The organism is Flavobacterium supellecticarium (assembly GCF_004801375.1).
GTDB classification, from domain to species: domain Bacteria; phylum Bacteroidota; class Bacteroidia; order Flavobacteriales; family Flavobacteriaceae; genus Flavobacterium; species Flavobacterium supellecticarium.
On sequence record NZ_SSNZ01000002.1, the window covers coordinates 107,234 to 127,724 of the forward strand.

Consider the following 20,491-nt stretch of genomic DNA (forward strand, 5'->3'; position numbering starts at 1 on the left):
TCAATGGCTTATAGAGTTTTGCCGGTTTTGTTCCTTTTTTTGTTGTCTTTTAAACCACTAAGCACAAAGGAAACAGACCCACCAAAGTTAGTAGCGGCCAACGCGAAAGCTTCGTTTGAATTAAAAGTTAAAAATTTATACACCGCGCTAAATCCACAAAAGTTCGCAATGCCTAAACTGGAGAGTTTTTCCAAAGCATTGGAAGGTTTTTACCAGTTGAAAGAACAAGGGCTTATCAAAAAAGATATTTTAACTTTAATCGATTTTAGTTTGTCTTCCGCCCAAAAACGACTTTGGGTGATCGACATGGCTACCAACACTATTTTACTGCAATCGGTAGTATCGCACGGACGTAACAGCGGTGACGAATTTGCTACGCAGTTTTCCAACGAAAACAACTCTTTTATGAGTAGCTTAGGTTTTTACGCTACTGGTGAAGTATATCAGGGTAAACACGGAATGTCTTTACGTCTGGATGGATTGGAATATGGTATCAATGACAATGCGCGCAATCGTGCGGTTGTGATGCACGGTGCTGATTATGCCAATGAAAACATTATTTCAAAACAAGGCCGATTGGGAAGAAGTCAGGGGTGTCCTGCTGTTCCGGTTGCCCTTCACAAAGAAATTATCAATTTAATAAAAGAGAAATCCTGTCTTTTTATTTATCACCCGTCACGCAATTATGAGAATAAGTCTAAACTAATCTCGTAATTTGGCGTAGAGTTCGAAATCAAGATCATAAATATCGTTTCTGAATTGAAACCCGTCTTTGTCCATCCATGCTGTCCAGTACAGCTGATGCACAAAGGTGGGTTTTTTCAATACAATACTTTGCGTTTTATTGGATGCAATCATTTTATCCACGCGTTCCTTACTCCAATTGTTCTCTTCTTTTTCCAGAATAAATCCGGACAACTTAAATGGATCTTCGACACGGATACAGCCCGAACTTAACGCTCTGTTGTTGAGTTTGAAGTAATCCCGGTGATTCGTATCGTGTAGGTAAACCAGGTGTTTGTTGCTAAAATTAAATTTGATTAACCCTAAAGAATTATTCGCACCCGGCTTTTGCACATAACGATAGTTGTTGGATTTTCCGGAGTTCCAGTTTTCCGGACTAACCACATTTCCTTTCATATCATAGATGGTGATTCCGGTTGAGGCAAAATAATTCAGGTTTCTACTGGCCGACGGCGTCAGGTCTTCTTTTAAAATCGTTGGTGGAACCGTCCATGTAGGATTGATCACCAAATTACTGAACTTTGACGATAATACCGGCGTACGTCTTTTGGCGCGTCCCACAACCACCCGGTGATTCTGGATCGTATCGTTGTTGTTGACCAGGTATAAATTAAAATCAGGAATATTGATAATCACATAGCTTTCGCCTAAATCTCTTGGGAACCAACGCCAACGTTCCAAATTAGCTATGATTTGCTTTTTTCGTTGCGCTTTCGAGAGATTCATCGCGGCTACGGTTCCTTTTCCGATTACGCCATCGGGTGTTAAGCCGTGTCGTTTCTGGAATTTTTTTACAGCCGACTGTGTTTGATCGTCGTAAACTTTTGTCAGGGAGTCCGGTTTTTTATAATCACCCCAATAGGCCAGTCGCTTTTTGACGTCGATTATAGCTGCATTGGTATCGTTAGGAATCAATTTGTCCTTAACAGCAATATGTTTAAGATTGTCATTGGGCATACTTTCGATTTTGCGAAGCGCATCCTTTAGTTTTAAATAGACGATATGTTTTGGTTTTAGTGAATCCAGACTTTCCAGAATGGTATGGTTTTTTAACGCATACTGTAATTTATGACTAAGGTCAATCTCTTTCGGATACATATCCCAATCGGAATATAATTTGGTCGGTTCCAGTTTACCATTATACAAATGGCTGGCCAGTTTATAGAAGATTTCCGTATGAAGGATATCATTCGCAATCCGGTCTTTTTCGGCCAGATTTTTATGATTGTTGTCTTGTTCTGTAATGGTACTAAAGTTATAATCGTCTGGGTTAAGGCCGTCCAACTCAATGTTTTTAATGGATTCGGTTAGTGCAGAGCGATCCTTTTCCAGCGTCCATACGGTTTTATATAGGTTGTTTTTATAGAATTGTTTTACAGCATCCGAACTATTGGTAAAATAAGTAGAATCAATAGCAATAGCTTCGGGAAAAGCAAGCGGCGCCACTTTTACCGTGTCTTTGTGTACAATTTGTTTGTCTGCAATAGCAGCCGGTTCCTTTTTACAACCAAAAAGGAACATAGGAACCAATAAAAGACAGTAGCGTTGCAACATGGTCATATAAATTTATTCTATAAGTTACGAAAATAATAGTAAACGAAAAAAACGTGTAGGTTTTTATACCATTTTCCTCATAACAAAATGTATGCCGATTGTTGGAATGTCAAAAGCATCACCGACAATTTCATATCCCATTTTTTTATAGAAATCGACAGCAGCTTCCCGCGCATTAAACCAAATGAGGGAACCGTTCTGTTCTTTAATACAGACTTCTGCTTCGCTAACAAGGCGTTCCCCATATCCTTTTTTTTGGAATTCGTCCAAAACTGCCATTCCCCGGAGCTGAAATTGCCCAACCTGAGGAAATAATTTGTGGCAGGAGGCAAAAATGGAAACAATTCCAGCGAGTTTACTGTTGTTGTATAACCCTAAATGCGTAGTTGTTTCCAGATCGTCTCCTTCAAAAATACAACTTTCTATAGGCTTACCCGGTCGTAAAACCGGCTGGCGTACCTGAAAAGTAGTAGTGCTGTTGATTTTTTTTACGAAAATCATTTTTGCTTTTCTGAATAAATTCAGATACTATAATTATTTTGACACATAATATAATTATAACATAGATGCAGGAAAAATGAAATAGTTGCTTCGAAAAAACTATTTTTTTTAAAATGATGCCAAAAAAGTACTGCCATGCAACATTTTGAATAGCAATAAAGTCGGTAATTTATTTTTTGGACTGCATTTTAAAGGCATTATAAACCGCCTGGTGAATAACCGTTGCATGGGTTTCATCGGGCATATAGTCGAAAATTACTTTTGCATTTTTATGTGATTTGATGGTCTGGTATAGTGTTTCCACTTCCTGATACATTTTCAAATCTTCCTCCTTGCTTGGAGCGCCGATATAGATCGTAACCGGATTTTTTAGATTTTTGGTAAGCAGTGTTCCGGCATTTTTTAATAAAGCCTGTTCGCCCCACCATAAACTCGGACTAATGATGATATAATTGCTAAACAACTGCGGGCGTTTTGCCAGAATTTCGGTAGCCATTAATCCGGCCAAAGATTCCCCGATAATGGTTTTTTGCTCGTTGGTACGGTAGTTTTTCGTTATATACGGCTGTAATTCTTTTTCAAGAAAATCCATATAGTGTTGCGAACCGCCATATTGCGGGAAGCTACTCTTTTTAAAGCCTTCTTTTTCGATAAAATCGGTGTTGGTCACGGCAAAAGTAAAGTCTCTTCTTCGGTTGGTATTTTCAATTCCTACGACAATAGACCCGGGAAGGCGATTCACCCACGATTGCGAACTAAAGCGTACGATTCCTGCCAGATGTATAAAATCCTCTTCCATACCGCCGTCAAGGATATAGATTACCGGATATTTTGCATTAGGATCGTCATTATATCCTTCCGGAAGCGTGATATTGATATTTCGGTTTTCATTTAAAATTTTAGAAAATAAAACGTCCGATTTTCCAATGGTTAATGATTTATCCTGAGCTTGTACAGTCAGATTGGTAGCTAGTAGAAGAAAGCATGCCAATAGCAGTTTGTTTAAGGAGTGTATCATATAATGGTATTTATTTTTTAGGTTGAGTGATTTTTGACGGGTTTCCAAATATCAGACTTTATTTTTTTATTTCAATGCCCTGTATTCGGACAAAAATATCCGAAATAAAAAAGAAAAACATTTACATATGTTGAGGCCGGATTATGGTTTTGGCTTGATACGGCTCAATTGTGTTGGCGTAATGCCGAGGAAGGAAGCTATATGATGTTGTTTGAGCCGCGGTAGAATCGTAGCATAGGAAGTCAGAAAGGTAGCGTAACGCACTTTGGCATCATCGGATTTGGAGGAAATTTCCAGCATCTCTTTTTCAATAACCCAGTTTTTTTCCAGATAATTGATGTAAAACAGTGCGATGTCGTGTCGTTCTGCTACTAATGCTTTAAAACGATCGGCCGGAATACTCAGGACAACACTGTCTTCCAAAGCTTCAATCGAAAAATGACCGGGCGTTTGTGTTAGCAATGCCGATGCTGATGCGATAAATGTATTTTCGGGAAAGAATTTTTTAATAACCTTTTCGCCGTTATCCGTCAGGAAATAATAAGCAAAAAGGCCTTTCGCCACATAGTAGTAGTGTTTGGGAATACTACCCGCAGTTAAAAGCGAACTGTTTTTTGGAATACTGCTTTCGTGACAAAGTGCTTCCAGTAATGCAATACTTTCGGGTATTAGAATAGCGGTACTTTCAAGATTGGAGCGGAAGGAACTTACAGGCATATGATTTGGGGTGTTTTCCATTTTGATAGTACTAAATTACAAAAACAGGAGTCAGTATTTTTAAAAAAGTAATTGTTTTTTGATCGCCATTTTTTATTTTTTTGGTCTTTTTCAGACTATTTTTTGATACAACCGAATAGGAAATTGATATTGTTCGGAATGCCTTTTCTAAATAGTGGCAGACTTAAATAATTGAAAATTAGAAAGCTGCGGTTGGGTGCGAAGCCTTGTTTTGTTAGGCATTTTAAACTGTCGGCACCATGTCTGAAAACGACCTTTGCCGATTTTAATTTTTTTTAGAAAAAAATTGCAGGGGAGTAAAATTATTAATTATATTTGCACTCACAAAAGCGGAAGTAGCTCAGTTGGTAGAGCTCCAGCCTTCCAAGCTGGTTGTCGCGAGTTCGAGCCTCGTCTTCCGCTCTGCTAAAAACCTGATGGGGTTTTAAAAACCATTATATGCGGAAGTAGCTCAGTTGGTAGAGCTCCAGCCTTCCAAGCTGGTTGTCGCGAGTTCGAGCCTCGTCTTCCGCTCTGAAAAAACCTGATGGGGTTTTAAAAACCATTCAATGCGGAAGTAGCTCAGTTGGTAGAGCTCCAGCCTTCCAAGCTGGTTGTCGCGAGTTCGAGCCTCGTCTTCCGCTCCATAAAAAAACCGAAACATTTGTTTCGGTTTTTTTGTTTTATAACGTTGCTATTTCAGATTACTCAAATCGCTTTCAGGGGCAATTTCTTCAGGTTCCTGATTCTGACGGAACAAACGCGCATGTAACGCTCCTTTAAGTGTAATTGTATTTCCGCTTACTTCCAGCCAGCTTCCTTCTCGTAATCCCAATACCGGCTGCGGATTAAAATGATGAAATTCGTTAATACGGGTTTCGCGGGTTTCGCCCATATGTGTCGAATTAACATCCGGATCCAGATAATGCGGATTGATGTTAAATGATACAAATCCCAGGGTCTTAAAACTCGGTGGATATACAATTGGCATATCGTTCGTCGTTCCCATCGTTAGTCCACAGATGTTGCTTCCGGCTGAGGTACCAAGATAAGGTGTTCCGTTTTTTACAGCGGCTTCCAGAGCGTCGATCACTTTGGCTTGATACAATTGTGTTACTAATAAAAATGTATTTCCGCCACCGGTAAAAATACCTTCCGCGGCAGCTATAGCCTCAATCGGATTTTCATATTCGTGAATTCCCTTTACGGTAATATTGATTTTAGAAAATGCCTCGCGTACTTTATCGGTATAAGTGTCATGCGAAATCCCTCCGGGACGGGCATACGGAATAAATAACAGGTTTTTTACATTTTCGAAATGTATAGCCAAAGTTGGTAAAAGATAGTCTAGGTAACTTCCGTTGTGAAGGGTGGAAGTACTGGCGATTATAAGTTTTTTCATGTTGTTGGGTTCGGTTTGGGTCAAAGATACATTTAATTACAAAAAGAAAGTCAAATGTGAAATTCTTGCTTTTAACAAATTTTTACAATGTTGTTGGCAATAAATTTGGAGAATAAGCAAATATTTTTACCCAATATATTCGAATTTAATAAAGAATAGCGCCTTTTACATGAAACAAAAACTACTACTTTTTTTATTGATCTGCACCACCCTGCTTTCAGCTCAAAATGAGAAACCACTAAAAGGAAAACTAATAACCGAAACGAATGGCGATGTAGAAGGAATTTCAATTATAAATCTGACCACAGAAAAGCAGGTATTGTCCCGTAAAGACGGAAGTTTTGCTATTACGGCTGCGGTCGGAGATGTGATACAATTTTCATCGATTCAATATGAAGAAAAAAAGATAACCGTCAAAGAAATTGATTTTGAAGACGGTGAATTATTACTAAAAATGGTAGCTAAAGTGAATAGATTAAGCGAAGTCTATATTGAAAAAAGCGGTATTACTTCTGAAAAGCTTGGAATTGTACCGATGGGACAAAAACAATATACGGCAGCCGAACGGAAGTTAAAAACGGCGGGTGATTTTAAACCGATTCAGTTGCTGAATATATTAGGAGGCGGTGTGTCGGTAGATGCGATCGTTAATAAGATATCCGGAAAAACCGCACAGCTTAAAAAAGAGCTGGTGGTAGAGCGCCGCGAAATGTTAATGGATCGCTTAAAAGGCTGGTTTCAGGAACCCTTTGTGACGGACGAACTTAAAATTCCACAGGAACATGTAGATGGTTTCTGGTTGTATGCAATGGATGATGCCGGTTTTAATAAAGCGGTAAACGAAAAAAATAAGACTTTGGCGACCTTTTTACTAACGGAGCTGGCTGTAAAATATAAAAAATTAATTTCCGAATAAATGTCCGGTAAAAAAGCATATTGCGAAAAGGCGCAGCAAATGAATAAGATTTTTCCTTTGATTTTATTGGTAATTTCTGTAACTTCATACGCACAGAATACAAAAGTCCTTAAAGGGAAAGTTATGGCGGCTACAACGGAGTTGGATGGGATTCACGTGATCAACAAAAGAACGGAAAAAGCGGTAGTAACGGAAAAAGGCGGCTTTTTTTCAATAATGGCGCAACCGAATGACACGCTGATTTTTTCGGCAGTCCAATTTAAAGGTCGGCAAATCCGACTGGAAGAAAAGGATTTTAACGAGGAGTTGTTCTATGTCAAATTAGACGTGATGATACGTCAGTTAAAAGAGGTGGTGATCAATGAATATGGAAATATCAATTCGGAAAGTCTGGGATTGGTTCCAAGAGGACAGAAAAAATACACACCGGCCGAAAGAAAATTAAAAACAGCCACCGGAACCGACGCACAAATAGGAACGAATACAGTTGTAGGTCTTGACCCGTTGTTAAATTGGTTTTCCGGTCGGACATCGATGCTGAAAAAAGAAGTTGAAATTGAGAAAAAAGAACTGTTCCGACAAAAGTTGGAAGGGATGTATGACGAAGAGTATTTTGTGAATACCTTAAAAATTCCACAGGAATATGTACAGGGATTTATCTTTTATGCTGTCGAAAACGAACGATTTACGGCAGCGATAAAAGCGAAAAATAAAACGCTGGCTACATTTTATCTGAATGAACTGGCCGTTCAATACCGAAAAATAATTACAGATGAAAAATAAACTGTTGCTTATCCTGTTGTTGCTGACTTTTCAGGCGTTTTCACAAACCACAACTAGAGAACTGCTAAAAGGTCAGATACAAATCGATAGTCTCGATGCCGAAAATATTACAATTCTGAACACGGCAACCCGCATTAAAACGAATACCGGTAAAATGGGTGAATTTGAAATTTATGCCCGGGCAAAAGATACACTGGTTTTTTCGAGCCTATCGTTTAGTCCGCTGATGGTCGTATTGGAAAAAAGCGATTTCGACATGCAAATTCTTCGGATCCGACTTACCGTTGAGGTAAATCAGCTAAACGAAGTAATTGTAAAACGACTTTCCGGTGATTTGGAACGGGATACCCGAAAATTAAAAGATCGGAGCCAGCGGATAGCCGTATCGGAGAATACCTTATTTCAGACCGATTTTAAAACCGATTACCTGACCAGGCCAACCACACCACCGGTAATCCCTAATATGAGTCCGTTAATGGGCGTCGACTTTATTAAGGTGGGAGAAATGATGGGACGCCTCTTCAAATCCAAACGCAAAACCGATACCGGAACTGCAACTTTTGTAACCGATAAGATTTTTGCTGATGCGGTACGGGAAAGAGTTTCAACGCCGTTTTTTACCGATGTTTTAAAACTTAAAAAAGACGATATCGGTCCATTTTTAACCTATTGCGATCAGGGTGCACTTACTCGCGAATTATTGGAGCCGCAACACGAATTTGAACTGATCGATTATCTGATCAGTAAAAGTAAAACGTATCAACAGGCGAAAAAGAAATAATACTATCTTTGGAGGATGACAAAGTTGTTGCGATACGGTTTTTTATTCCTGTTATTGTTGAGTCTTAGCGGGGCGGGATTTCATAAATTCTATGTCTCCATTTATCAGGTCAACTATGCGCCGGAAAAAAAAGCCTTGCAGATAACCGCGCGGATTTTTACGGACGATTTGGAAAAAGCCCTGGAACGAAAAGTAAAGAAAAAGATTTATCTGGCCACTACAAAAGAAGCACCGGAAGCAGAAGAACTTTTAAAAAAATACCTGACCGATAAACTGCATATCCGCATTAATAATTCGGAAAAAGCGATCCGGTTTCTAGGGCGGGAAACCGAAGACGATGTTGTAATTTGTTATCTGACTGTGCCGGTAACCGAAAAAATTACATCGGTAGAAGTATACAATACGGCATTGACGGAAATATATCCGGATCAGCAAAATATCATTCATACGAATATAAATAGTAACAAAAAGAGTCTTTTGCTGACCAATAGTAATCCAAAAGAAAAAATTGAATATTAGACTGTTATAAACATGAAAAAATCGGCATCTGTTTTTTCAATACTGGCTTTGGTAATTCCCTTGATGACCATGGGCCAGGATACAAAAAAATCGGGTAAAAGAGAACCCGGACATTACGACACGAACAAGTTTAGCCAGATGTATACCCAGATGGCGACGCCAAACATGTTCCGTACCGCATCCGGTGCACCCGGACCGGCCTACTATCAGCAACAGGCAGATTATAAAATAAAAGTTGAACTCGACGATAAAAATACCCGTCTGAGCGGCGAAGAAACCATCACCTATTATAACAATTCCCCCGATCCGTTGGATTATTTATGGGTGCAATTGGATCAGAATGAAAAGAAACCGGACTCCAAATCGCCATTGGTGGAAAACCAGCGAATGGATGGCGCGATGAAGCCCGATGGATTTACAAAAAAATTCATGCAACAACCGTTTCAGGGTGGTTATAACATTGAATTTGTAAAAGATGCTAAAGGGAATCCGATGAAATATACGATCAATCAGACCATGATGCGTATTGATTTGGATAAAACCCTTAAAAAAGGTGAAAAAATCTCATTTTCAATAAAATGGTGGTACAACATCAATAATTATAGAGTGGACGGAGGTCGTTCCGGATACGAACATTTTGATAAAGACGGAAACAACCTGTATGTAATTGCGCAGTTTTATCCGCGTATGGCCGTTTATAACGACGTAGAAGGATGGCAAAACATGCAGTTTTGGGGCGAAGGAGAATTTGCCTTGCCGTTTGGTAACTTTGAAGTAAGTATAACCGTTCCGGCCGATCACGTAATGGAGGCCACCGGTGAACTGCAAAATCGCAAAGAGGTTTTTACAGCCGAACAGTTAAAACGCTACCAACAGGCCGAAAACTCCTATGAGAACCCGGTTATCGTAGTGACGCAGGCCGAAGCCGAACAACGATCCAAAACCGTTTCGGATCAGAAAAAAACATGGAAATTTAAAGCGACCAACGTACGGGACTTTGCTTTTTCGACGTCGCGAAAATTTATTTACGATGCAATGGCGGTAAAAATTGGCGGTAAAAACGTCATGGCCATTTCCTTATATCCGCCGGAAGCCAACCCGTTATGGGAACAGTATTCTACTCGTGTAGTAGCGCATACACTAAAAAGTTATTCCAGCTATACCTTTGATTATCCGTATCCGAAAGCCGTTTCCATTTCGGCCGAAGATCAGGGAATGGAATACCCGATGATCTGTTGGAATTATGGGCGTCCTGATGAAAAAGGCTTTGTGAGCGACCGATTAAAATACGGAATGATGGGTGTAATTATCCACGAAGTAGGACACAACTTTTTCCCGATGATCGTTAATTCCGACGAACGCCAGTGGACCTGGATGGACGAAGGATTAAACACCTTTCTGGAATACCTTACCGAACAAAGTTGGGATAAAAACTTCCCGTCAAGCAGAGGGCCGGCGGCTAAAATCGTACCGTATATGAGTGGAGATCAACGATTTTTGGAACCGATTATGTCCAATTCGGAAACCATTCATCAGTTTGGTGCCAATGCCTACGCGAAACCGGCTACCGGATTAAATATACTACGCGAAACCATTATGGGGCATGAGTTGTTTGATCATGCATTTAGAACCTATGCCAACCGTTGGAAATTCAAGCATCCGACACCGGAAGATTTTTTCCGTACGATGGAAGACGCCTCGGCTGTTGATCTGGATTGGTTCTGGAGAGGTTGGTTTTATTCGACCGATTATGTAGATATTGGAATCAAAAACGTAAAACAATTCTATGTGTCGGAAGAGCCAACCAAAGAGATGAAAGACTTTGCGGCCAAAAGAGGACGTTTTCTACAAGATAATGGACCATTTGTGTATTTGGTGTCCGATAGTAGTGAAGATTTTAAACCGGGCATGAAAAAACCGTTTGTCATTCAGGATGTAAAACTGTTGCATGATTATGTGGAAACGCTGTCACCGGAAGATCGAAAAAGTCTGAAAACACCGAAATATTTTTATGAAGTCGAATTCGAAAAACCGGGAGGGATGATGATGCCAATCCTTGTGGATTTAGAATTTGAAGACGGAACAATTCAAAATTACGTATTTCCGGTACAAATCTGGCGCAAAGGAAACGAAGTGGTAAAACGCGTTTTTGCGACCGAAAAACCGGTTAAAAAGATACAACTGGATCCAAAACTGCAAACGGCTGATATCGATGTGACCAACAACGTATGGCCTAAAGAAACACCAAAATCGAAGTTTGATCAGTTTGAAAAAAACGAATAGAAGCACTCGAAAGAGTGCTTTTGTGTTAATAAAAGTCAAAAACCGGGAAATAAAACCGGAACTTCGTAAATTTGCTACTTATAACTTTCAAACTTATAGACAATGTTTGGTATCGGAGGCGGAGAAATATTCCTGATTATATTAGTCGTTTTAATGTTATTTGGTTCGGATAAAGTGCCGGAAATCGCGAGAACCCTTGGAAAAGGGATGGCGCAGATTAAGCACGCAACCAACGACATTAAAAACGAAATTCAAAAAAGTGCCGAAGAAAACGGCTTAACCAAAGATTTGGATTTTACCAAAGATTTGGATTTGGATCTCACCGGCGGTATTCGAAAAGAAATCGATAAAGCCAAAGAGGATATTGAAGATATTTCCGGACCGATAAAACGACAAATGTAATCTTGGAGCATTTTATTCAACTCGACAAACAACTACTGGTTTTCTTAAATAGCCTGGGTTCCGAACGTTTTGACGGACTCTGGCTGATCATTACCAAACAAGCCTATTGGACACCAATATTTCTGTATGTATTCTACCTGTTGTATAAAAAACTGGGTTGGAAACATATGCTATTGGTGATTTTGTCGCTAGCGTTATTGATCGCATTTACCGATCAGATGACAAATCTGGTAAAAAACAGCGTACAGCGTTTGCGCCCGTGTAACGATCCGGAAACCAAAGATATTATCCGTCTGGTTAAACAAAGTTCGTCGTTTAGTTATTTTTCGGGACATGCAGCCAACTCACTGGCATCGACTACGTTTATCGTATTGATTCTACGGAAATACTATAAATATGCGTTTTTGTTTTTCCTCTTCCCGTTGATTTTTGCGTATAGCCGTATTTACCTTGGATTGCATTTCCCAGGTGACATTCTTTCCGGTTATATTTTCGGAATGGGAACCGGTTATTTGTTTTCAAAAATATATGAAGTCTATCGGAAAAAATACTTTCCGGATAGTCTATAATTTTAGACCTGACAGGTTTTTTTGCAAACCGCTGAGAAACCTGTCAGGTCTGCTTCGTATCTAACCCGAAAAGGGATTACAAATTTGTAATCCCTTTTCGGTTTTAAAGTACACGACTAACGGTCAATCCGTCGCGGATCGGCAATAAAACCGTTTCGACTCTTGGATCGTCTTTTAGCAGCTGATTGTACTCCAGTAATATTTTAGTACTCTTATCATTGGCTTTTACCGTTTCCAGAATTTTACCGGACCACAATACATTATCCGATAAAATAACACCGCCTTTATTCATTAAAGGAACGATCATCTGGAAATAGTTGATATAGTTTTCTTTATCGGCATCAATAAATACCAAATCAAATTTTTTGTTTAAGGTTGGAATAATTTCCAAAGCATTCCCTAAATGCTGGTGAATCTGATCTTTCCATTCTGATTGATCAAAATATTTGCGCTGGAAATCGAATAACTCCTCGTTGATATCGATAGTATCCAAAGTACCGTTTTCAACCAACCCTTCGGCCAGACATAACGCAGCATAACCGGTATAGGTTCCGATTTCCAGAATAGTCTTCGGGCGAATCAATTTGGAAAGTATACTCAAAACGCGCCCTTGAAAATGACCGCTCAACATACGGGGTTGCAGGATTTTCTGATGGGTTTCCTTATTTAAGGCGGCCAGCAAAGCCGGTTCGTTTTCGGAATGTGCCGCTACATAATCTTCTAAAGTCTCGGAGATAAAATGCATAACGTAAATTTTTTACAAAATTACAAATTACCAAAAGCAGAAACGGCCAATTATACAAATAGTTACTAACTTTGTGCCATGCAAACGGAAAAGAAAGATATTAGAGCGTTAAGTAAAGAGCAGTTACGCAATTTTTTTGTAGCTCAGGGCGACAAAGCATTTCGCGGGAACCAGGTATACGAATGGCTATGGAATAAAGGCGCGCATAAATTTGACGATATGACCAATGTCGCCAAAGCAACGCGGCAGATGTTGGAGGATAATTTTGTGATCAATCATATTAAGGTCGATCAGATGCAACGTAGTGAAGACGGTACGGTAAAAAATGCGGTTCGTTTACACGATGGATTGATAGTGGAAAGTGTTCTGATTCCGACGGAAACGCGAACAACGGCCTGCGTATCCAGTCAGGTGGGATGTAGTCTGGATTGTAACTTCTGTGCTACGGCGCGTTTAAAACGAATGCGAAACCTGAATCCGGATGAGATTTACGATCAGGTTGTGGCAATCGACAACGAAAGCAAACTGTATTTCGACCGTCCGTTGTCGAATATTGTATTTATGGGAATGGGAGAACCCTTGATGAACTACAATAACGTAATAAAAGCGATCGACATGATCACTTCTCCGGAAGGTCTGGGAATGTCGCCAAAACGAATTACCGTTTCGACGTCCGGGATTCCAAAGATGATCAAAAAACTGGCGGATGATGAAGTAAAATTCAAACTGGCGGTTTCATTACACTCGGCTGTCGATGAAATCCGTTCGCAGATTATGCCTTTTTCCGAAAATTTCCCGTTAAAAGATTTACGTGAAAGCTTAGAATACTGGTATTCCAAAACCAAAAGCCGCGTAACCTACGAATATGTGGTTTGGAAAGGAATCAACGATGATAAAAAATCGATCGATGCCTTGGTTAAATTTTGTAAATACGTACCGTGTAAAGTAAACCTGATTGAGTACAATCCAATCGATGATGGTGAATTTCAACAGGCTCCGGCAGCGGCAATCGAAGCCTATATTAGCGCGTTGGAACGAAACGACATTGTAGCAAAAGTGCGAAGAAGTCGCGGAAAAGATATCGATGCCGCTTGCGGTCAGTTGGCCAACAAAGAAGCAGAAGCATAAAAAAAGCCCCTCTAAGGGGCTTTTTCAATGGTAATAACCATGTAATCTAAAGTGATAATCGAAGTTTTTTTTCCGGGATAAAGCTGTTACACCCTATATATTGATCAACATAAAATCATTTCAACAACTGCATCAATCAGGTTGTTTTTCCTGTAAAAAAGAGGAAATGATTTGTTGGTAATTATATACTAACGTAAAAAAATAAAGTTTAGTATAAAAATTATCATTTTTTACTTTCCGCCCAAATTGGTATATTTGGAACCGATGAAAATTGTAGAGCAAATAAAACAGCCGATCGGTACGGAAATGGAACTTTTTGAAAAGAAGTTTCATGAATCGATGTCTTCAAAGGTTGCCTTGCTCAACAGAATTACCTACTACATTGTAAACCGTAAAGGGAAACAAATGCGACCAATGTTTGTTTTCTTAACGGCAAAAATGGTATCCGGTGGCGAAGTAAACGAACGTACGTATCGCGGCGCGTCGGTAATCGAATTAATTCATACGGCTACTTTAGTTCATGACGACGTAGTAGACGACAGTAACCGTCGCCGTGGCTTTTTTTCGATCAATGCTTTGTGGAAAAACAAAATCGCCGTTTTGGTGGGCGATTACCTGTTGTCCAAAGGATTGTTGCTTTCGATTGACAACAATGACTTCGATTTGTTAAAAATCATATCTGTTGCGGTTCGTGAAATGAGTGAAGGCGAATTGCTTCAGATCGAAAAAGCAAGACGACTGGATATTACGGAAGCGATTTATTACGAAATAATCCGACAAAAAACAGCGACGCTTATTGCGGCTTGTTGCGCCCTGGGAGCCTGTGCCGTAAAACCCGAAGATGCGGAAGTGGTAGAGCGGATGCGGAAATTCGGAGAATTGATCGGAATGGCATTCCAGATCAAAGACGATCTTTTCGATTATACCGATGAAGCTATTGGTAAACCGACGGGAATCGACATCAAAGAACAAAAAATGACACTTCCGTTGATTTATGCACTTAACAATTGTACGACCAAAGAAAAAAACTGGTGCATTAATTCCATCAAGAACCATAATAAAGACAAAAAACGCGTTCGCGAAGTCATTGCTTTTGTAAAAGAACGGAACGGACTAATCTACGCCGAACAAAAAATGGTGCAATTCCAACAGGAAGCACTTTCATTACTACAAAATTTCCCGGATTCACCTTATAAAAACGCACTAACGTTAATGGTGAACTACGTGATCGAAAGAAAAAAATAATTTTTTTTAAAAAATAATAGCGCTGTAAACGCTTGTTTTTCTGTGTTTTTTTAAAAAATTTAATTTTTTTGTATATCCCATACAACCATTTGCCAATCAAGCCCGTCTATAGTAATAGAAACATCTGATAATTATTTTGAGAGTAATCAACCTACATCAGGAAGAAAAGGAATTAATCGCTATGGCAGTCGAAAACAATCGGCATGCACAGCATAAGATTTATTCGCTTTTTGCTCCGAAGATGTTAAGTGTTTGCCGACAGTATTTAAAAGATGTTCACCTGGCGGAAGATGTAATGATCACCGCTTTTATGAAAGTGTTTACCAATTTAAAAACATTCGAACATAAAGGCAGTTTTGAAGGATGGATCCGACGGATTATGGTTAACGAATGTATCTCACACATCCGGGTACAAAAACCGGTAAAATTTACCGAAGACGAAAGTTATTTCGAAGAACGTTTTAATGATATCGAAAGCCAATTGTCGGTAGACGATATCCAGTTTCTGATCGATAAATTGCCCGACGGTTACCGTATGGTTTTTAACCTTTATGCGATTGAAGGTTATAAACATCAGGAAATTGGGAAAATGTTGGGAATTAGCGAAGGAACATCGAAATCACAACTTTCGCACGCCCGCAAAATGTTGCAGGATCAAATTAACAAACTAAAAAATTATCAAAATGGAACCGAATAAATTAGAAGAGGATTTCAGAGATAAGTTGAATTCAAGAACGATTCAACCCTCCGAAATGGCATGGGACAGATTGGATGCGATGCTTTCGGTTTCCGAAAAGAAAAAGCCGAAGCGTAGCTACAAATGGTTGTCTATGGCGGCAGTTTTTGTCGGAATGTTGTTCGTAGGAACTTTATTAATGGAACAGCAAAAAGAAGATTTGAAAATAAAGGAAACCATAAAAACGGTTGTCAAACAGCAACAGGATTCAATAACGTCGGAAATAAATACAACGCCTTTGGCAACAGAAGAAGTTGTTTCGGAACCCGTTAAAAAGAGAATGAACAACATTGTAACCGTTGTGAAAACGAATGTAAAAGGAGCAACAAAAGTACAATCTGCTTCCGATATCGGACAACAAACAACAACCGCTCCGGAAACACAAATTGTTGAAGTAGCACCGCCAAAAGAAATTAAAAAGATAACTACTACAGTAGATGTAGAAAGTTTACTGGCATCGGTGGATAAAAATGCTCCAACAAAAAGTACGATTAAAAAAGGGAATGTAAAAGTCGACGCCAATTCCCTTTTAAGTACTGTTGAAGGAGAAATCACTACCGACTACCGCGAAGGTGTATTTCAGACGATCAATCGGAATTTTAAAACCGTAAAATCGGCTGTAGCGAATCGCAATACCGAATAAATCAATCAATAAATCGAATAGTTAAAATTTAGAATTATGCAGAAAATTATTTTTTATGTAGTGGCTTTCGTATGCCTGGTGGTGACGAAAATCCACGCTCAGGAAAACTTTGAAAACCGTGCTAAAGTAATTGCAGCCAATATCGAGAGAATTACCAAAGAGGAAAAAGCCATTCTAAAAAACAAGGTTGACAGTATTAATGCACGTTGGGAGCAAAATCAGATTACCCGTGAAGAAGCCGATACGCAAAAATTAGAAGCCGCCAATTACCACGCCAAGCGAATCGAAGAACGGGTAGCCGTAGAGGAAGCGAACTTAAATCTTTTGGTAAAAGAACAGGTAGATGGTAAAATCAAAGAGCGTGACACAACGAAAACCGATGAAGAAGGTTATTTCGTATTAAAGTATAAAAAAGGGAAAAATAAATTTAAATCCGGCGAAAAAAGAACAACAACACAGTTGGTCGTTGCGGGAGGTGTTAACAATGTGATGACCGATGGTGCTTTGGCAAACTCAAAATTCAGATATTGGGGATCCCATTTTTATGAAGTCGGATTAACGTTGAATACGCGTTTGGCAAAAAATGATAACCTGTTACATTTAAAATACGGATTTTCGGCGGTGTATAACAATCTGAGACCTTCGGATAATCAGCAATTCGTAAAAAGCTACGATCAAACGGATCTTGCGCCTTCATCAGTATGGTTAAAAGAATCCAGATTGCGCAACGTACAACTAATCTTCCCGGTGCATCTGGAATTTGATTTTACACCGGTTAAGACGAACGATAAAGGCGAAAAAGTTTTTAGAACGCATCAAAATTTTCGTGCCGGAATTGGAGGATATATCGGTGCCAATCTGAATACCAAACAGTTTTTGGAATACGAACGCGATGGTTATGATATTGAAGAGACTCAGAATAGCGGTTTTAACACCAACGGTTTTATATACGGTTTGAGTACTTATGTGGGTTATCGTTCGATGTCGCTATACCTGAAATACGATCTGAATCCATTATTTAAAGATAATGCTACCAAGCAAAACAACATTTCATTGGGATTGCGTTTTGACTTCAATTAAAGTTTAGGTTAGTTATACTTTTTTATCAGGTGCTCATAACGGGCACCTTTTGTTTTTTAGCCGATACAAATTTGTAAAAAATAACTCCCGTATCGTATCTTTGCCGGACTATGATTGCACAGAATACTATAGATACCGTTTTCGAAACAGCCCGGGTTGAGGAGGTAATTGGCGATTTTGTCCAGTTAAAACGAGCGGGAAGCAACCTAAAAGGGTTGAGCCCGTTTGTAGACGAAAAATCTCCGTCTTTTATGGTCTCACCGGTTAAGCAGATCTGGAAAGATTTTAGTTCCGGAAAAGGCGGAAATGTAGTGACGTTTCTAATGGAGCACGAACATTTTTCCTATCCGGAAGCTATTCGTTACCTCGCGAGAAAATACAATATTGAGATCGAAGAAACGGAGCAATCCAATGAAGAAAAGGAAGAAGCCAATGAAAAAGAAAGTATGTATCTGGTTTCCGAATTTGCACAGCAATATTTTCACAATATACTGACGCTTTCTGAAGAAGGAAAAGCCATTGGTTATTCATATTTTAAAGAAAGAGGATTTACGGACGAAACAATCAAAAAATTTGGATTGGGATATTCGCCTGAAACCTGGGATGCTTTTACAAAAGAAGCGCTCGGTAAGGGATATCGTTTGGAATATCTGGACAAAACTGGACTTACAATTGTAAAAGACGACAAACAATTTGACCGTTTTAAAGGACGGGTGATGTTTCCGATACAGAGTATGTCGGGGCGTGTATTGGGATTTGGGGGACGTATATTGACCAACGATAAAAAAGCGGCCAAATACCTCAACTCACCCGAAAGTGATATCTATCATAAAAGTAAAGTACTATACGGAATCTTCCATGCCAAACAGGCCATTGCCAAACAGGATAACTGTTATCTGGTGGAAGGGTATACCGATGTGATCCAGTTTAATCAGGCTGGAATCGAAAACGTAGTGGCTTCGTCCGGTACGGCTTTAACACCCGATCAGATTCGATTGGTGAACCGTCTGACCAAAAATATCACGGTTCTTTTTGATGGTGACGCGGCCGGTTTACGTGCCTCTGTTCGCGGGGTGGATCTTATTCTGGAAGCCGGAATGAACGTAAAAGTATGTTCGTTTCCCGATGGAGAAGACCCGGATAGCTTTGCTAAAAAAACGCCATATGACGAATTAGTGCATTATCTGGACGAAAACGCGAAGGATTTTATCCAGTTTAAAGCTTCCCTTTTAATGCGGGAAGCCAATAACGATCCGATTAAAAAAGCCGAGCTGATTCGCGACATGGTTACGAGTATTTCCAAAATTCCGGATCGTATCAAACGCGAAGTATATATACAGGAGTGTTCCCGAATTATGGACATTTCTGAACAGGTTTTGGTCGATACGCTGGCGCAAATGGTGCAAAAAGATGTGGCCGATGCCGGAAAAAAACTAAAACAGGAACAAAAGGAAAAAGTTTTTGAAGTAGTTAAAAATCAGGAGGGAATAGCGGCGTCCAAAGTGGATGTACAGTACGAACTGGAGCGAAAACTGATTGAAATCCTCTTGCTATATGGAAATGCTGTTGAAGAATTCGAAGACGTCATGTTGAAAACGAATGAAGAAGGTGAGATGACGGAAGTGAGTGAAATGAATAATTATAAAGTGTACCACCGAATTTATCTGAGTTTACAGGAAGATGAGGTTGAATTGGCTAACGAATCGTTCCGGGCGATTTATAATCACCTGATCAATTATTACCATCAGAATGAAACCTTCGAAATGGAACAATATTTGATGCGACTGGAGCCGGAACTGGCCCGTGAAGTGACCAATATTTTAATGGAAGAAGAGCGGGAATCCTTACACAATTGGGAAGTACAACAGATCATTGTAAAACAGAAAAACCAAACGATAAGTCAATACGTTTCAGAAACTATACTGACTTTACGTTGGTTTTTAGTAGACCGGATTATCAACGATCTTAAAAACTCCCTTAATAGAGAAGTCACGGCAGATAATTCGGAAATCCTGATGATGGCAGTAGACTACCAAAAATTGATCAATACTTTTTCGAAAAAACTGGGACGCGTCATGTCGCGTTACAGTTAGACGATTTCTAATGTTTTGGCCTTATTGACCAAGTCTACCAGATTCGTTACATGTAATTTGGTTAGTAAACGAAGCTTGTAGGTGCTAATTGTTTTCTCGTTTAAATTCAACAGTTTGGCAATCTCCTTGTTTTTCTTTCCATCGCTTAAATAGCGTAATACTTCGATTTCCCGGGATGATAATTTGCGGTAAAGTCTGTCAGTTTTACGTCCTTTGTTTAGAAGTGCAAGGTTTTTACGAACGGCCTCACTAAAGATAATGTTCCCGACAAAGACGCTTTTTATGGCAAACTCTAATTCTTCCAATTTCGAGTTTTTATGCATATAGGCCGAAACGCCGGCTTTTAATGCATTGGGTGCGTAAATTTGTTCAGCTAAATTTGTAAAAATAACAATCTTAGTGTTCGGGTACTCTTTGGTTAAGGTTTTTACGGTGCTAATGCTGGTTAAACCGTCCAATTCCAAATCTAAAACAACGACATCTACGTTTTTTTTCCGTAGTAATTCCTCAAGGCCATATAAATTACTAACAACTCCGACAAAATTGATCTCCGAATTATCCTTGAAAAAGGATTTCACCCCATACTGAACGACGGGATGATTATCTGCTAAACAAACTTTTATCATCTTCAA

At 39.4% G+C, this 20,491-nt stretch carries 21 protein-coding genes and 3 tRNA genes; 17 read left to right on the top strand and 7 right to left on the bottom strand.

The annotated features are described in order from the left end of the window. The first annotated feature begins 168 nt into the window (after positions 1 to 168). Complete coding sequence (locus tag E6C50_RS05215; RefSeq protein WP_317128614.1) at positions 169 to 714, top strand: murein L,D-transpeptidase catalytic domain family protein; 546 nt, start codon at positions 169 to 171, stop codon at positions 712 to 714. On the opposite strand, the gene E6C50_RS05220 is transcribed toward E6C50_RS05215, so the two are convergent. The 4 genes from E6C50_RS05220 to E6C50_RS05235 all read right to left on the bottom strand — a co-directional run bounded on the left by E6C50_RS05220 (position 703) and on the right by E6C50_RS05235 (position 4,555). Beyond that, a complete protein-coding gene (locus tag E6C50_RS05220) occupies positions 703 to 2,298 on the bottom strand; it encodes a L,D-transpeptidase family protein (RefSeq protein ID WP_168732753.1) in 1,596 nt (531 codons plus the stop codon). The genes E6C50_RS05215 and E6C50_RS05220 overlap by 12 nt on opposite strands. 63 nt (positions 2,299 to 2,361) lie before the next feature. After that, positions 2,362 to 2,799: a GNAT family N-acetyltransferase gene (locus tag E6C50_RS05225; RefSeq protein WP_136402165.1), complete on the bottom strand. Its 438-nt coding sequence runs from the start codon at positions 2,797 to 2,799 to the stop codon at positions 2,362 to 2,364. A 169-nt stretch (positions 2,800 to 2,968) separates the two neighbouring features. Beyond that, positions 2,969 to 3,817 carry an alpha/beta hydrolase gene (locus E6C50_RS05230; RefSeq protein ID WP_211089518.1) on the bottom strand — a complete coding sequence of 283 codons (849 nt, stop codon included), beginning with the start codon at positions 3,815 to 3,817 and terminating at the stop codon, positions 2,969 to 2,971. Between the two features lie 141 nt (positions 3,818 to 3,958). Next, on the bottom strand, positions 3,959 to 4,555 hold the full coding sequence (locus E6C50_RS05235) for a Crp/Fnr family transcriptional regulator (RefSeq protein WP_136402166.1): 597 nt from the start codon (positions 4,553 to 4,555) through the stop codon (positions 3,959 to 3,961). A 329-nt stretch (positions 4,556 to 4,884) separates the two neighbouring features. Here E6C50_RS05235 and E6C50_RS05240 point away from each other — a divergent pair. The 3 genes from E6C50_RS05240 to E6C50_RS05250 all read left to right on the top strand — a co-directional run bounded on the left by E6C50_RS05240 (position 4,885) and on the right by E6C50_RS05250 (position 5,181). Beyond that, positions 4,885 to 4,957, top strand: a tRNA-Gly gene (locus E6C50_RS05240). Positions 4,958 to 4,995: 38 nt separating this feature from the next. Beyond that, positions 4,996 to 5,068 (top strand) — tRNA-Gly (locus E6C50_RS05245). Positions 5,069 to 5,105: 37 nt separating this feature from the next. Continuing rightward, a tRNA-Gly gene (locus tag E6C50_RS05250) sits at positions 5,106 to 5,181 on the top strand. Between the two features lie 47 nt (positions 5,182 to 5,228). On the opposite strand, the gene pepE is transcribed toward E6C50_RS05250, so the two are convergent. Beyond that, positions 5,229 to 5,936, bottom strand: coding sequence for a dipeptidase PepE (pepE, locus tag E6C50_RS05255; protein ID WP_136402167.1), 708 nt, complete (start codon positions 5,934 to 5,936; stop codon positions 5,229 to 5,231). A gap of 169 nt (positions 5,937 to 6,105) precedes the next feature. Here pepE and E6C50_RS05260 point away from each other — a divergent pair, with 169 nt between their 5' ends. The 7 genes from E6C50_RS05260 (at position 6,106) to E6C50_RS05290 (ending at position 12,189) form a co-directional block, all read left to right on the top strand. After that, positions 6,106 to 6,852, top strand: coding sequence for a hypothetical protein (locus tag E6C50_RS05260; RefSeq protein ID WP_136402168.1), 747 nt, complete (start codon positions 6,106 to 6,108; stop codon positions 6,850 to 6,852). Between the two features lie 39 nt (positions 6,853 to 6,891). Continuing rightward, positions 6,892 to 7,635, top strand: a complete 744-nt coding sequence (locus E6C50_RS05265) for a carboxypeptidase-like regulatory domain-containing protein (protein ID WP_136402169.1) — start codon at positions 6,892 to 6,894, stop codon at positions 7,633 to 7,635. Then, the gene (locus tag E6C50_RS05270; protein ID WP_136402170.1) at positions 7,625 to 8,416 is read left to right on the top strand and encodes a carboxypeptidase-like regulatory domain-containing protein; all 792 of its coding nucleotides are present in this window, start codon (positions 7,625 to 7,627) and stop codon (positions 8,414 to 8,416) included. Before E6C50_RS05265 ends, E6C50_RS05270 begins: the two co-directional genes overlap by 11 nt. A 15-nt stretch (positions 8,417 to 8,431) precedes the next feature. Continuing rightward, entirely contained in the window at positions 8,432 to 8,935 is a 504-nt protein-coding gene (locus E6C50_RS05275) for a DUF6702 family protein (protein WP_136402171.1), read from the top strand. Positions 8,936 to 8,947: 12 nt separating this feature from the next. Beyond that, positions 8,948 to 11,218: a M1 family metallopeptidase gene (locus E6C50_RS05280; protein ID WP_136402172.1), complete on the top strand. Its 2,271-nt coding sequence runs from the start codon at positions 8,948 to 8,950 to the stop codon at positions 11,216 to 11,218. Between the two features lie 102 nt (positions 11,219 to 11,320). Further along, positions 11,321 to 11,620, top strand: coding sequence for a Sec-independent protein translocase subunit TatA/TatB (locus E6C50_RS05285; RefSeq protein ID WP_136402173.1), 300 nt, complete (start codon positions 11,321 to 11,323; stop codon positions 11,618 to 11,620). Further along, the gene (locus tag E6C50_RS05290) at positions 11,620 to 12,189 is read left to right on the top strand and encodes a phosphatase PAP2 family protein (protein ID WP_136402174.1); all 570 of its coding nucleotides are present in this window, start codon (positions 11,620 to 11,622) and stop codon (positions 12,187 to 12,189) included. Before E6C50_RS05285 ends, E6C50_RS05290 begins: the two co-directional genes overlap by 1 nt. A 103-nt stretch (positions 12,190 to 12,292) precedes the next feature. Here E6C50_RS05290 and E6C50_RS05295 read toward each other — a convergent pair whose 3' ends face one another. Then, positions 12,293 to 12,934: an O-methyltransferase gene (locus E6C50_RS05295; RefSeq protein WP_136402175.1), complete on the bottom strand. Its 642-nt coding sequence runs from the start codon at positions 12,932 to 12,934 to the stop codon at positions 12,293 to 12,295. A gap of 78 nt (positions 12,935 to 13,012) precedes the next feature. On the opposite strand from E6C50_RS05295, the gene rlmN reads away from it, so the two are divergent. From rlmN to dnaG, 6 genes are all read left to right on the top strand, one after another. Next, positions 13,013 to 14,062, top strand: a complete 1,050-nt coding sequence (gene rlmN / locus E6C50_RS05300; RefSeq protein WP_136402176.1) for a 23S rRNA (adenine(2503)-C(2))-methyltransferase RlmN — start codon at positions 13,013 to 13,015, stop codon at positions 14,060 to 14,062. Between the two features lie 264 nt (positions 14,063 to 14,326). Continuing rightward, positions 14,327 to 15,307: a polyprenyl synthetase family protein gene (locus tag E6C50_RS05305; RefSeq protein ID WP_136402177.1), complete on the top strand. Its 981-nt coding sequence runs from the start codon at positions 14,327 to 14,329 to the stop codon at positions 15,305 to 15,307. 136 nt (positions 15,308 to 15,443) lie between these two features. Beyond that, on the top strand, positions 15,444 to 16,004 hold the full coding sequence (locus E6C50_RS05310; RefSeq protein ID WP_136402178.1) for an RNA polymerase sigma factor: 561 nt from the start codon (positions 15,444 to 15,446) through the stop codon (positions 16,002 to 16,004). Next, complete coding sequence (locus E6C50_RS05315) at positions 15,991 to 16,686, top strand: hypothetical protein (RefSeq protein ID WP_136402179.1); 696 nt, start codon at positions 15,991 to 15,993, stop codon at positions 16,684 to 16,686. The genes E6C50_RS05310 and E6C50_RS05315 overlap by 14 nt, the downstream gene beginning before the upstream one ends. Positions 16,687 to 16,722: 36 nt before the next feature. Beyond that, positions 16,723 to 17,766 carry a hypothetical protein gene (locus E6C50_RS05320; protein WP_136402180.1) on the top strand — a complete coding sequence of 348 codons (1,044 nt, stop codon included), beginning with the start codon at positions 16,723 to 16,725 and terminating at the stop codon, positions 17,764 to 17,766. A gap of 110 nt (positions 17,767 to 17,876) precedes the next feature. Continuing rightward, entirely contained in the window at positions 17,877 to 19,859 is a 1,983-nt protein-coding gene (gene dnaG / locus E6C50_RS05325; protein ID WP_136402181.1) for a DNA primase, read from the top strand. On the opposite strand, the gene E6C50_RS05330 is transcribed toward dnaG, so the two are convergent. Continuing rightward, complete coding sequence (locus tag E6C50_RS05330) at positions 19,856 to 20,485, bottom strand: LuxR C-terminal-related transcriptional regulator (protein ID WP_136402182.1); 630 nt, start codon at positions 20,483 to 20,485, stop codon at positions 19,856 to 19,858. The two genes, dnaG and E6C50_RS05330, sit on opposite strands and share 4 nt — an antisense overlap. Between the last annotated feature and the right edge of the window lie 6 nt (positions 20,486 to 20,491).

Coding starts and splice junctions, on each gene's coding strand:
- E6C50_RS05270 (WP_136402170.1), top strand. CDS start 7,625: ATGAAAAATAAACTGTTGCTTATCCTGTTGTTGCTGACTTTTCAGGCG.
- E6C50_RS05280 (WP_136402172.1), top strand. CDS start 8,948: ATGAAAAAATCGGCATCTGTTTTTTCAATACTGGCTTTGGTAATTCCC.
- E6C50_RS05225 (WP_136402165.1), bottom strand. CDS start 2,799: ATGATTTTCGTAAAAAAAATCAACAGCACTACTACTTTTCAGGTACGC.
- E6C50_RS05330 (WP_136402182.1), bottom strand. CDS start 20,485: ATGATAAAAGTTTGTTTAGCAGATAATCATCCCGTCGTTCAGTATGGG.
- E6C50_RS05215 (WP_317128614.1), top strand. CDS start 169: ATGCCTAAACTGGAGAGTTTTTCCAAAGCATTGGAAGGTTTTTACCAG.
- E6C50_RS05235 (WP_136402166.1), bottom strand. CDS start 4,555: ATGGAAAACACCCCAAATCATATGCCTGTAAGTTCCTTCCGCTCCAAT.
- pepE (WP_136402167.1), bottom strand. CDS start 5,936: ATGAAAAAACTTATAATCGCCAGTACTTCCACCCTTCACAACGGAAGT.
- E6C50_RS05320 (WP_136402180.1), top strand. CDS start 16,723: ATGCAGAAAATTATTTTTTATGTAGTGGCTTTCGTATGCCTGGTGGTG.
- rlmN (WP_136402176.1), top strand. CDS start 13,013: ATGCAAACGGAAAAGAAAGATATTAGAGCGTTAAGTAAAGAGCAGTTA.
- E6C50_RS05220 (WP_168732753.1), bottom strand. CDS start 2,298: ATGTTGCAACGCTACTGTCTTTTATTGGTTCCTATGTTCCTTTTTGGT.
- E6C50_RS05305 (WP_136402177.1), top strand. CDS start 14,327: ATGAAAATTGTAGAGCAAATAAAACAGCCGATCGGTACGGAAATGGAA.
- E6C50_RS05285 (WP_136402173.1), top strand. CDS start 11,321: ATGTTTGGTATCGGAGGCGGAGAAATATTCCTGATTATATTAGTCGTT.
- E6C50_RS05260 (WP_136402168.1), top strand. CDS start 6,106: ATGAAACAAAAACTACTACTTTTTTTATTGATCTGCACCACCCTGCTT.
- E6C50_RS05315 (WP_136402179.1), top strand. CDS start 15,991: ATGGAACCGAATAAATTAGAAGAGGATTTCAGAGATAAGTTGAATTCA.
- E6C50_RS05230 (WP_211089518.1), bottom strand. CDS start 3,817: ATGATACACTCCTTAAACAAACTGCTATTGGCATGCTTTCTTCTACTA.
- E6C50_RS05295 (WP_136402175.1), bottom strand. CDS start 12,934: ATGCATTTTATCTCCGAGACTTTAGAAGATTATGTAGCGGCACATTCC.
- E6C50_RS05275 (WP_136402171.1), top strand. CDS start 8,432: ATGACAAAGTTGTTGCGATACGGTTTTTTATTCCTGTTATTGTTGAGT.
- E6C50_RS05265 (WP_136402169.1), top strand. CDS start 6,892: ATGAATAAGATTTTTCCTTTGATTTTATTGGTAATTTCTGTAACTTCA.
- dnaG (WP_136402181.1), top strand. CDS start 17,877: ATGATTGCACAGAATACTATAGATACCGTTTTCGAAACAGCCCGGGTT.